This window comes from Ramlibacter sp. bp-362 (assembly GCF_054956735.1).
This window is the reverse complement of record NZ_JBUDXE010000012.1, coordinates 104,547-114,834: the sequence shown is the minus strand read 5'-3', so window position 1 is coordinate 114,834 and position 10,288 is coordinate 104,547. Positions and strand designations below refer to the sequence as shown.

At 71.8% G+C, this 10,288-nt stretch carries 12 protein-coding genes; 9 read left to right on the top strand and 3 right to left on the bottom strand.

Translation table 11 applies throughout. From position 1 onward, the window contains the following. Nucleotides 1-62: 62 nt before the first annotated feature. Together ACY0MJ_RS17270 and zwf are read right to left on the bottom strand one after the other, a co-directional pair. Nucleotides 63-911 carry a MurR/RpiR family transcriptional regulator gene (locus ACY0MJ_RS17270; protein WP_462639773.1) on the bottom strand — a complete coding sequence of 283 codons (849 nt, stop codon included), beginning with the start codon at nucleotides 909-911 and terminating at the stop codon, nucleotides 63-65. Nucleotides 912-919: 8 nt separating this feature from the next. Further along, the gene (gene zwf / locus ACY0MJ_RS17265; RefSeq protein ID WP_462639772.1) at nucleotides 920-2,374 is read right to left on the bottom strand and encodes a glucose-6-phosphate dehydrogenase; all 1,455 of its coding nucleotides are present in this window, start codon (nucleotides 2,372-2,374) and stop codon (nucleotides 920-922) included. Nucleotides 2,375-2,542: 168 nt separating this feature from the next. Here zwf and tal point away from each other — a divergent pair, with 168 nt between their 5' ends. The 9 genes from tal to ACY0MJ_RS17220 all read left to right on the top strand — a co-directional run bounded on the left by tal (nucleotide 2,543) and on the right by ACY0MJ_RS17220 (nucleotide 9,716). Next, nucleotides 2,543-3,490: a transaldolase gene (gene tal, locus ACY0MJ_RS17260; RefSeq protein ID WP_462639771.1), complete on the top strand. Its 948-nt coding sequence runs from the start codon at nucleotides 2,543-2,545 to the stop codon at nucleotides 3,488-3,490. A 4-nt stretch (nucleotides 3,491-3,494) separates the two neighbouring features. Continuing rightward, nucleotides 3,495-5,027 (top strand): glucose-6-phosphate isomerase, encoded by a 1,533-nt coding sequence (gene pgi, locus ACY0MJ_RS17255; protein WP_462639770.1) that lies wholly within the window; start codon nucleotides 3,495-3,497, stop codon nucleotides 5,025-5,027. A 47-nt stretch (nucleotides 5,028-5,074) separates the two neighbouring features. Further along, nucleotides 5,075-6,325, top strand: a complete 1,251-nt coding sequence (locus ACY0MJ_RS17250) for an FAD-dependent oxidoreductase (protein ID WP_462639769.1) — start codon at nucleotides 5,075-5,077, stop codon at nucleotides 6,323-6,325. Between the two features lie 4 nt (nucleotides 6,326-6,329). Further along, nucleotides 6,330-6,992 carry an NUDIX hydrolase gene (locus ACY0MJ_RS17245; protein WP_462639768.1) on the top strand — a complete coding sequence of 221 codons (663 nt, stop codon included), beginning with the start codon at nucleotides 6,330-6,332 and terminating at the stop codon, nucleotides 6,990-6,992. Between the two features lie 120 nt (nucleotides 6,993-7,112). After that, nucleotides 7,113-8,033 (top strand): DUF3014 domain-containing protein, encoded by a 921-nt coding sequence (locus ACY0MJ_RS17240; RefSeq protein ID WP_462639767.1) that lies wholly within the window; start codon nucleotides 7,113-7,115, stop codon nucleotides 8,031-8,033. Nucleotides 8,034-8,157: 124 nt separating this feature from the next. Next, nucleotides 8,158-8,544, top strand: a complete 387-nt coding sequence (locus ACY0MJ_RS17235) for a hypothetical protein (protein WP_462639766.1) — start codon at nucleotides 8,158-8,160, stop codon at nucleotides 8,542-8,544. After that, nucleotides 8,544-8,804, top strand: a complete 261-nt coding sequence (locus ACY0MJ_RS17230) for a DUF5985 family protein (protein ID WP_462639765.1) — start codon at nucleotides 8,544-8,546, stop codon at nucleotides 8,802-8,804. Before ACY0MJ_RS17235 ends, ACY0MJ_RS17230 begins: the two co-directional genes overlap by 1 nt. A 2-nt stretch (nucleotides 8,805-8,806) precedes the next feature. Further along, a complete protein-coding gene (locus tag ACY0MJ_RS17225) occupies nucleotides 8,807-9,064 on the top strand; it encodes a DUF5985 family protein (protein WP_462639764.1) in 258 nt (85 codons plus the stop codon). A 157-nt stretch (nucleotides 9,065-9,221) separates the two neighbouring features. Further along, the gene (locus tag ACY0MJ_RS17220) at nucleotides 9,222-9,716 is read left to right on the top strand and encodes a hypothetical protein (protein ID WP_462639763.1); all 495 of its coding nucleotides are present in this window, start codon (nucleotides 9,222-9,224) and stop codon (nucleotides 9,714-9,716) included. A gap of 7 nt (nucleotides 9,717-9,723) precedes the next feature. On the opposite strand, the gene ACY0MJ_RS17215 is transcribed toward ACY0MJ_RS17220, so the two are convergent. Then, nucleotides 9,724-10,260: a MarR family winged helix-turn-helix transcriptional regulator gene (locus ACY0MJ_RS17215; protein ID WP_462639762.1), complete on the bottom strand. Its 537-nt coding sequence runs from the start codon at nucleotides 10,258-10,260 to the stop codon at nucleotides 9,724-9,726. Between the last annotated feature and the right edge of the window lie 28 nt (nucleotides 10,261-10,288).

The window sequence follows — 10,288 nt, the reverse complement described above, 5'->3', positions numbered from 1 at the left end:
CTCACCGCCAGCCTGCGAATGCGGCCGTAGGCTGGCGGTGAGCGCAGCGAACCCCAGCTTCTTCACGCGTACCGCTTGGTCCGCAGGTTGTTCTTCATCTCCCGCAACAGCGGCTGCAGCCGCCCGCCGCCGATCTTCAGCGCCACCGTCGTCGCCAGCACGTCGATGATCATCAGGTGCAGCAGCCGCGAGACCATGGGGCTGTAGCGGTCGTAGCCTTCCGGATGGTCCGCCGACAGGTGGATCTGGCCGGCGGTCGCCAGCGGCGACCCGGTCGCCGTGATCACGATGGTGGTGGCGCCGTTGCGGCGGGCGATGTCGCACGCGTCCATCAGGTCGCGCGTGCGGCCCGAGTTCGAGATCACCACCGCGCAGTCGCCCGGCCCCAGCAGCGTCGCGCTCATCACCTGCATGTGCCCGTCGCTGTACGAGATCGTGTTCACGCCCAGGCGGAAGAACTTGTGCTGCGCATCCAGCGCCACCACGCCCGAGTTGCCGGCGCCGTAGAACTCGATGCGCCGCCCCGTCCTGTACGTGGACGCGAGCGCCTCCGCCGCCTTCTCGATCGCGAAGGTCGAGGCGTCGTTGCGGTACTTCAGGAACGCGGCGACGGCGTTGTCGATCACCTTCACCAGCACGTCGCCGGTCTTGTCGTCCGGGTCCACGCTGCGGTGGATGAAGGGCACGCCCTCGCTGACGCTGCCGGCCAGCTTGAGCTTGAAGTCCGACAGGCCGTCGTAGCCCATGCTGCGGCAGAAGCGCACCACGGTCGGCTTGCTGACGTGCGCGCGGTCCGCCAGCTCGCTCACGGGCAGGTTGGCGAAGGCGCGCGGGTCGCCCAGCACCAGGCGCGCCACCCGCTGCTCCGCCGGGGCCAGCGAGGGCATGGACGCCTTGATGCGGTCCAGCATGGCGAGCCTCAGCACTCCTCGGACCAGCAGAAGCCGTCGCGGGCGATCATCGCGCTGGAGGCGCTCGGCCCCCAGGTGCCCGCTGCGTACGGGCGCGGCTCGCGTTCCTCGCTGGCCCAGTGCTCCATGATGGGCTCGACCCAGCGCCAGGCCGCCTCCTGCTCGTCGCTGCGCACGAACAGGTTCAGGCGCCCCGCGATCACGTCCAGCAGCAGGCGCTCGTAGGCGCCCACGCGTTCGGAACCGAAGCGCTTGTCGAAATCCAGGTCCAGGTGCACGGGCGCGAGCACCGGGCCGTTGCGCCGGTTCTCCTGTCCCTGCGCCAGGAGGTGCAGCTCCAGCCCGTCGCGCGGCTGCAGGTTGATCACCAGCCGGTTCCAGCTGCCCGGCGGCGCGCTGTAGATCGCGTGCGGCGCCTCGCGGAAGTTCACCACGATGTGCGCCTCGCGCGAGGCCAGCCGCTTGCCGGTGCGGATGTAGAAGGGCACGCCCGCCCAGCGCCAGCTGGCGATCTCGGCGCGCAGCGCGACGAAGGTCTCGGTGTGGCTGTCCGGGTCCACGCCCGGCTCCTCGCGGTAGCCGGGCACCTCGCGCCCGTTCACCTGGCCGCCGGCGTACTGCCCGCGCACCACGTGCTGGTCCAGCATCATGGGCGTCCAGCGCTGCAGCGAGCGCAGCACCTTGAGCTTCTCGTCGCGGATCGCGTCGGCATGCGCGTTCACCGGCGGCTCCATCGCGAGCGCGCACAGCAGCTGCAGCGCGTGGTTCTGCACCATGTCGCGCAGGGCGCCGGTCTTGTCGTAGAAGGCGCCGCGGCGCTCCACGCCGATCTCCTCGGCGATGGTGATCTGGATGTTGGAGATGTGCTCGCGCCGCCAGACCGGTTCGAACAGCGCGTTGCCGAAGCGCATCGCGAACAGGTTCTGCACGGCCGGCTTGCCCAGGTAGTGGTCGATGCGGAAGATCTGCCGCTCGTCGAACACGCTGCGCACGGCGTCGTTGATGGCGCGGTTGGAGGCGAGGTCGTGCCCCAGCGGCTTTTCCAGCACCAGGCGCGTGTGCGGGCGGTTGAGGCCCGCGGCCGCGAGCTGCTGGCAGGCCGTGGTGAACAGGTCCGGCGCCGTCGCCAGGTACATGACCACCGTCTCCGCATGGCGCTCGCGCAGCATGTCCGCGAGGCGCCGGTAGTCGCCCGGCTGGGACAGGTCCAGGCGCAGGAAATGCAGCAGCCCCGCGAAGCGGTCGAACTCTTCCGGCGTCGGCCGCTTGGCCAGGTCGACCTCGTCGAAGCGCGCGCGGATCAGCTCGCGGTATTGCGCATCGCTGAGGTCGTCGCGCGCGATCCCGATGATGCGGCCGCCCTGCGGGAGCGTGCCGTGGCGGAAGGCCTGGAACAGGGCCGGCATCAGCTTGCGCCAGGCGAGGTCGCCGGTGCCGCCGAACAGGACGAGGTCGAAACTCATGTTCTTGTTGCGCAGTCGTTGCTGTGAATGTAACTTGGTTTCATGGCCTGGAGCGCGGGGCGACGGATGTCTCCGCTGGGCGGTGACCGTTCCGTCGTAATTCCGTTACTCCGCGGGAACCGCGCGCGGCCTACGCCGGCGCGGGCGGCGGCGGCCGATAATCCGGCCATGAACCAACTGGATGCCCTCAAGCAGTTCACCACGGTCGTGGCGGACACCGGCGACTTCCGCCAGCTCGCGCAGTACCACCCGCAGGACGCGACCACCAATCCCTCGCTGATCCTGAAGGCCGTGCAGAAGTCCGAGTATGCGCACCTGCTGCAGGAAACGGTGGCGCGCCACCGCAAGGAGCCGCTGGCCGAGGTCATGGACCGCCTCCTCGTCCGGTTCGGCACCGAGATCCTGCAGTTGGTTCCCGGCCGCGTTTCCACGGAAGTGGATGCCCGCCTCAGCTTCGACACCGAGGCGACGGTGCAGCGCGGCGAGCGGCTCATGGCCTTGTACAAGGCGGAAGGCGTCGCGCCCGAGCGCGTCCTCATCAAGGTGGCCTCCACCTGGGAGGGCATCCAGGCGGCGCGGCAGCTGCAGCAGCGCGGCATCCGCACCAACCTGACCCTGCTGTTCTCGTTCTGCCAGGCGGTGGCCTGCGGCGAGGCGAAGGTGCAGCTGATCTCGCCCTTCGTGGGCCGGATCTACGACTGGTACAAGAAGAGCGCGGGCGCTTCCTGGGACGAAGCCGCGCGCGCGGGCGCCAACGACCCGGGCGTGCAGTCGGTGCGCCAGATCTACGAGTACTACAAGCACTTCGACGTCGCCACGGAAGTCATGGGCGCCAGCTTCCGCAACACCGGCCAGATCCTCGCGCTGGCGGGCTGCGACCTGCTGACCATCAGTCCCGAGCTGATGGCGCAGCTGCAGCAGTCGGACGCGCCAGTCGAGCGCGCGCTCGATCCGGCGCGCGCCAAGGTGGTCGACATGGAGCGCGTGCACTACGACGAAAAGCAGTTCCGCTGGGCGCTCAACGAGGACGCCATGGCCACCGAGAAGCTCGCCGAAGGCATCCGCGCCTTCGGGGCGGACGCGGTGAAGCTGGAACGGCTGATGCAGGCGGGCTGAGCGCATGCGCCCCCGTTGCGACCAGACCGCCGCCTGGCGGCAGCTGCACGAGCGCTTCGGCGCCCGGGGCGCCGCCTTCGACCTGCGCACGGCCTTCGCGCAGGACGCCGGGCGCTTCGCCGCCTTCAGCCAGGAGGCGCCGCACGTCTTCGCGGACCTCTCCAAGAACCTGCTGGACGCGGAGACCGAGCAGCTGCTGCTCGCGCTCGCGCGCGAGACCCAGCTGGAGGCGTATCGCGACGCGATGTTCGCCGGCGAACGCATCAACAACACCGAGAACCGCGCGGTCAAGCACTGGCTGCTGCGCGCGCCGCGCGACGCCGCCGACCCGGATTCCGTCGCCGTGCACGAGACGCTGGACGCGATGCTCGCGTTCGCCGGGCAGGTGCGCGCGGATGCAGCGATCACCGACGTGGTCAACATCGGCATCGGCGGATCCGACCTCGGACCGCAGATGGCGGTGGCGGCGCTCGACGCCTTCTGCCTGCCCGGCAAGCGCTTCCACTTCGTCTCCAACATCGACGGCCACGAGCTCGCGGCCGTGCTGCGGCAGCTGCGGCCGCAATCGACGCTGTTCCTCGTCGCTTCCAAGACCTTCACGACCCTGGAGACCATGACCAACGCGCGCTCGGCGCGCGCCTGGTTCGAGCAGCAGGGCGGCGGCGACGTCGCGCGCCACTTCGCCGCGCTCACGACCAACGTGGAGGCGGCGCGCCAGTTCGGCATCGCCACCACCTTCGGCTTCTGGGACTGGGTGGGCGGCCGCTATTCGCTCTGGTCGGCCATCGGCCTGCCGCTGGCCATCGCCATCGGCGCGCAGGGCTTCCGCGATCTGCTCGCCGGCGCCCATGCGATGGACGAGCACTTCCGCCGCGAGCCGCTCGCGCGCAACCTGCCGGTGCGCCTGGGCCTGCTGGACGTCTGGTACCGCGACTTCCACGGCTTCGCCAGCCGCAGCATCGCCCCGTACCACAGCGCGCTGCGCCGCCTGCCCGCCTACCTGCAGCAGCTGGAGATGGAAAGCAACGGCAAGAGCGTCGACGCGCAGGGGCAGCCGCTGGCCTTCGCCACCGCGCCGGTGCTCTGGGGCGAGCCCGGCACGAACGGCCAGCACGCCTACTTCCAGATGCTGCACCAGGGCAGCGACCGCGTGCCGGTGGAGTTCGTCGCCGTGCGCGAGCCCGCCCACGCGCTGGCCGGCCACCACGACCTGCTGCTGGCGAACGCATTGGCGCAGGCGCAGGCGCTGATGCAGGGCAAGGCGGACCCGGGCGGCCACCGCCACTTCCCCGGCAACCGCCCGAGCACCTTCTTCGTGCTGGAGCAGCTCTCGCCCGCCTCGCTCGGCGCCCTGCTGGTGCTGTACGAGCACCGCGTGTTCACCAGCGGCGCGATCTGGGGCATCGACAGCTTCGACCAGTGGGGCGTGGAGCTGGGCAAGGTGCTGGCGGGCGAGCTCGCCAAACGCCTGCGGGACGGCGCGACCGCGGGGCTGGACGCGTCCACGGCGGGCCTGCTGCAGCGGCTGCGCGGCTGAGAACGGCGCCGCTGCAGCCGCGGCCCGGGCGGCGTAGCATGCGGGCCATGGACAGCCCGGCCGCCGAGGACCTCACGACGCAGTGCTGCATCGCGGGCGGCGGCCCCGCCGGCCTGGTGCTCGGCTACATCCTCGCGCGCGCCGGCGTGCAGGTCGCCGTGTTCGAGAAGCACGACGACTTCCTGCGCGACTTCCGCGGCGACACCATCCACCCGTCCACGCTCACGGTGCTCGACGACCTGGGCCTGCTGGACGCCTTCCTGGCGCTGCCCCACCAGGAGATCGGCGAACTCACCGGCGAGGTGTACGGCGAGATGGTCACCATCGCCGACTTCCGCCACGTGCCGGCCCCGCGGCCCTTCCTGGTGCTGGTGCCGCAATGGGACTTCCTCGCCTTCATCGCCGCCAACGCGCGCCAGCTGCCCGGTTTCTCGCTGCACATGGGCGCCAAGGCGACGGAGGTGATCGAGGAAGGCGGCCGCATCGTGGGCATGCGCCTGGAGCAGGACGGCCGCCGCTTCGCCGTGCGCGCCGCGCTCACGGTGGCCGCCGACGGCCGCCACACCACGCTGCGCGGCAGCGCCGGGCTCGCGAGCACCGACACCGGCGCGCCGATCGACGTGCTGTGGTTCCGCCTGCCGCGCGACCCGCAGCGGCATCCGGCGCGCACCGGCGGCGTGATCCGCCCCGGCGCCATGCTGGTCATGCTCAATCGCGACAGCTACTGGCAATGCGCGTTCGTGATTCCCAAGGGTTCGCTCGAGCAGCTGCAGGCGCAGGGCATCGCAGCCTTTCGTGCGCGGGTCGCCGCGACGGCACCCTTCCTCGAACCCGAGGTGGGGACGCTGGCAGACTGGGACGCCGTCAAGCTGCTGAGCGTGCAGATCAGCCACATGCCCTGCTGGTTCCGCGACGGGCTGCTGTGCATCGGCGACGCCGCGCACGCGATGTCGCCGGTGGGTGGCGTGGGCATCAACCTGGCGATCCAGGACGCCGTGGCGGCGGCCAACCTGCTGGCCGAGCCCCTGCGCCTCGGGCAGCTGCGCGTCGAGGACCTGCAGGCGGTGCAGCGCCGGCGCGAGTGGCCGGCGCGGGTGACGCAGCGGGCGCAGGTGGCGATCCAGGACGAGGTGCTGTCGCCGGTGCTGGCGCGCAGCGAGGCGCCGCAGCGCCCGCCGATCGCGGTGAAGCTGCTGCAGCGGCTGCCGCTGCTGCGCCGGCTGCCGGCGCGCCTGGTGGGCATCGGCGTGCGGCCCGAGCGCGTGCACCCGGGCATCCTGCGCGTGCCGCAGCCCTGAACGCGTGCGCAGCCTCGACACCGACCTGCGTGATTCCGTGCGGCGCCAGCTCGCCGGCTTCGCCGCGCAGCGCGCCCCGCACGGCCCGCACAGCGCGGCCGCCGTCGCCATCGCGCTCGCGGAAGAGGGCACCGGCGCCTTCGTCACCGGCGTGCCGCAGCCGCAGGGCTGGAGCACGGCGCCCGCGCTGATCCTCACGCGGCGCGCCACGACCCTGAGCCGGCATGCGGGCCAGTGGGCGCTTCCCGGCGGCCGCATCGACGCCGGCGAGACGCCCGAGGAGGCGGCGCTGCGCGAACTGGAGGAGGAAGTGGGCCTGCGGCTCGGGCGCGAGGACGTGCTGGGCCTGCTCGACGACTACGTGACGCGCTCCGGTTTCGTGATCACGCCCGTGGTGGTGTGGGCCGGCACCGCGGCCACGCTCACGCCGCAGGCCGCGGAGGTGGCCAGCATCCACCGCATCCCGCTGCGCGAATTCATGCGCGCCGACGCGCCGATGCTGGAGCCCTCCGAGGAGCCCGGCCGCGAGATCCTGCGCATGCCCGTGGGCCGCACGTGGATCGCGGCGCCCACCGCGGCGGTGCTGTACCAGTTCCGCGAAGTGTGCATCGCGGGTCGTCCCACGCGCGTGGCGGGCTACGACCAGCCGCTGTTCGCGCGCCGCTGAGCACGGCGCGGGCAGGGATGTCCCGGGGCTGGTCGCCGGCTCGGAGGGGGGTGTATATTGCCCTTTGCATTTGTCCAAAACCGATCGGGGCGCGGCCCCGACGCCTCTTCGCGCTCGCCCATGACTGCTGCATCGCATGCGCGCCCCGAGCGCGCCCTCGACATGCCGGACCTCCGCGCCGATCCCGCCGACCGGGCGGACTTGCGCCGGCGCGGCCGTGGCGGCCGCCTGCTGGTCCTGGTGCTCCTGCTGGCGGCGGTGGCGCTGGGCTGGTACTGGTGGAGCGGGCAGGCGTCCGCGCCCGCGCCCCAGCCGGTCGTGCAGCAGCCGATGGGGCCCGTGCCGGACGCACCCGCGCCCGTCGAGGTGGTGGAGCCCACGATCAAGTACCCCTTGCCGGCCGCCAGCGCGGCGGCCGTGCCGCCGCAGGGCGTGCGCGGTGCGATCACCGGCCTCGTGGGCCAGGGTGGGGCCGCGGCCTTCCTGCTGCTCGACGATTTCCCGCGCCGCTTCGTCGCGACCGTGGACAACCTGGGCCGCGAGCACGCGCCGCCCGCCGCCTGGCCGGTGCTCCCGACCTCGGGCCGCTTCACGGCCGGGCAGGGCGCGGACGGCGCCGTGCTGGTGGCCGAGAACGCCGCGCGCTACGCGCCTTTCGTGGCCTTCGTGGACGCGATCGACGCCGGCGCCGCGGTCGCCCTCTACCGCCAGCTCTACCCGCACTTCCAGCAGGCCTACCGCGACCTCGGCTTCGGCGACCGCTACTTCAACGACCGCCTCGTGCAGGTGATCGACCTGCTGCTCGCGACGCCCGAGCCGCCGCCGCCCGTGCGGCTGGCGCTGCCGGAAGTGAAGGGGCCCGTGCCCCTGCGCGAGCCCTGGCTGCACTACGAGTTCGCCGACCCGCAGCTGCAGTCGCTGAGCGCGGGGCAGAAGATCCTGCTGCGCATGGGCCCGGTCCACGCGCAGCACCTGAAGGCCAAGCTCGCGCAGCTGCGCGCGCAGCTGGTGCAGGGCGCCGCCGCGCCGCCCGCCCGCTAGACGCCGCCGCCGAGGGATGTGCCGACCGCCCGGCGGCCGCAGCGCAACCTGAAAGGGCGGCACGCCTGTACATTGCGCCCATGGCACTCCGTGTCCACCGAAACCAGATGAACCCGACCAAGGCATGAGCAAGACAACGGTCCCGGACGAGGTCCGCCGTTTCATCCTGACCAGCATTCCCTCGGTGCCCTACCTCGAGGCCCTGCTGCTGCTGCGGGCCGAGTCGGCCCGCCCGTGGGACTCCTTCCGCGTCGCCGGCCGTCTTTACGTGAGCGAGGCGCAGGCGCTGGAGCTGCTGCAGGCGATGCAGCAGGCCGGCATCGCCTCGCGGCTGGAGGACGGCACCTTCGTCTACGCGCCCGTGAACGCGGAGCTGCTGGCGGTGATCGACGCGCTCGCGCAGACCTACTCGCAGGACCTCGTCGGCGTGACCGACCTGATCCACTCCCGCATCGACAAGCGCGCGCACCAGTTCGCGGACGCGTTCCGCTGGAAGAAGGACGGCAACTGATGGCTGCCCTGATCTACTCGCTCTGCGCACTCACCAGCTTCACCTGCCTCGTGCTGCTGTGGCGCAGCTACGTCGGCACCGGCTCGCGCCTGCTGTTCTGGAGCGCGCTGTGCTTCCTGCTGCTGACCGGCAACAACGTCCTGCTGGTGATCGACAAGGTGATCTTCCCCGTGTCCGTGGACCTGTACCTGTGGCGGCTGGTCGCCGCGCTCGCCGCGGTGCTGCTGCTGCTGTTCGGCCTGGTGTGGGAGGAGGAGTAGCCATGGAGCAGCTCCTGATGGGCGCGATCGCCGCGGCCTCGCTGTTCGCCGGCCTGTTCTTCTTCCGCTTCTGGCACCAGACGCGCGACCGCTTCTTCCTCTACTTCGCCGGCTCGTTCTGGCTCGAGGCCGGCAACCGCGTGGCGCTCGCGCTGGTGCCGCACGCGAGCGAGCAGGAGCCGCTGTTCTATCTCATCCGCCTGGTGGCCTACGGGCTGATCCTGGCCGCCATCTGGCAGAAGAACCGCGGGCGCCGCTGAGCGGCGCGCGCGCCGAGGGTTTTCACCGACCCGTTCGCGTGCATGTATTTGGACAAATGCATATACTGGATGCGCACGCCCGGCCCGGGAGTGCTGTCCTTCAGAACCTTGCATGACTGCTCGCCCCGCCTGGCGGGGCTTTTTTTTTGGAGACGCCATGAATGCAGTTCCGTCGAACGCGGCCGTGCGGGCGGATGCCGTGCCGGAGCCGGTCGCCGGCGTGCTGGCGGGCGTGGCCGCGGGCGCGGTCTACCTGGCGGCGCAGGTGTCGCTCACCGCGCTGGCGCACACCGGCGGCGCCGCCGAGCCGCTGCAGCGCATCGCCGCCATCCTGATGGGACCCGACGCGGCGCCGCCGCCGGCGGAACTCGATTTCACCGTGTTCGGCATGGCGATGATCATCCACTTCGCGCTGGCGATGGTGTTCGGGCGCCTGGTCGCGGCGCTGGTGTGGCGGCGCAGCCCGCCCGTGGCGCTCGCGATCGGCGCGGCCACGGGCGTCGCGCTGTTCGCCGTGGACTTCCACATCATCGCGCCGGTCGCCTTCCCCTGGTTCGAGGACTCGGTGCGGCTCGCGACCATCGTCGACCACGCGCTGTTCGGCGCCTTCGCCGCCGCGGTCTGCGTGTTCCTGCGCCGCTTCCGGGCGTAGCACGCCCTCAGGAGTCCCCGGACCCCAGCGGCGTGTGCGCGCCGCGCTCCTTGCTCCCCAGCGCCTCGATCAGGACCATCAGGTCCCGGTCGAGCCGCGCGAGCGTGGCCGCATCGAGGCGCTGCAGCGCGTCGGGCAGCACGCCCGTGAACGGGCCGGGCGCCTTCTTCAGGATCTTCTGGCCTTCCGGCGTGAGCCGCAGCTGCACGGCGCGCCGGTCGGTGCCGGCGCGCGCCGAGGCCACCAGGCCGGCGTCGGTCAGCGTGCGCAGCAGGTTGCTGGCCGTGGACTGGTGCACGTCCATGGCGCGGGCGAGCTCGCTGACACCGATGCCGGGATGCGCCCGCACCACGCTCAGCGCCCAGACCTGCGCGCCGGAGATGCCCGCCTTGCGTTCGACGGAGCGGAAATGCCCCTTGACCGCGTTGAAGACGATGCGGAAGCGGCGCAGGACGCGCGCCGCGGGATCGGGGCCGGCGCCGGCGGGCGGTTTCTTGCGTGGAGTCCTGGAGGTGCCCATGGCGTGCGGCCGATGATATTTCATGGCCGCGGCTTCGGGCGCCACGTGGTGC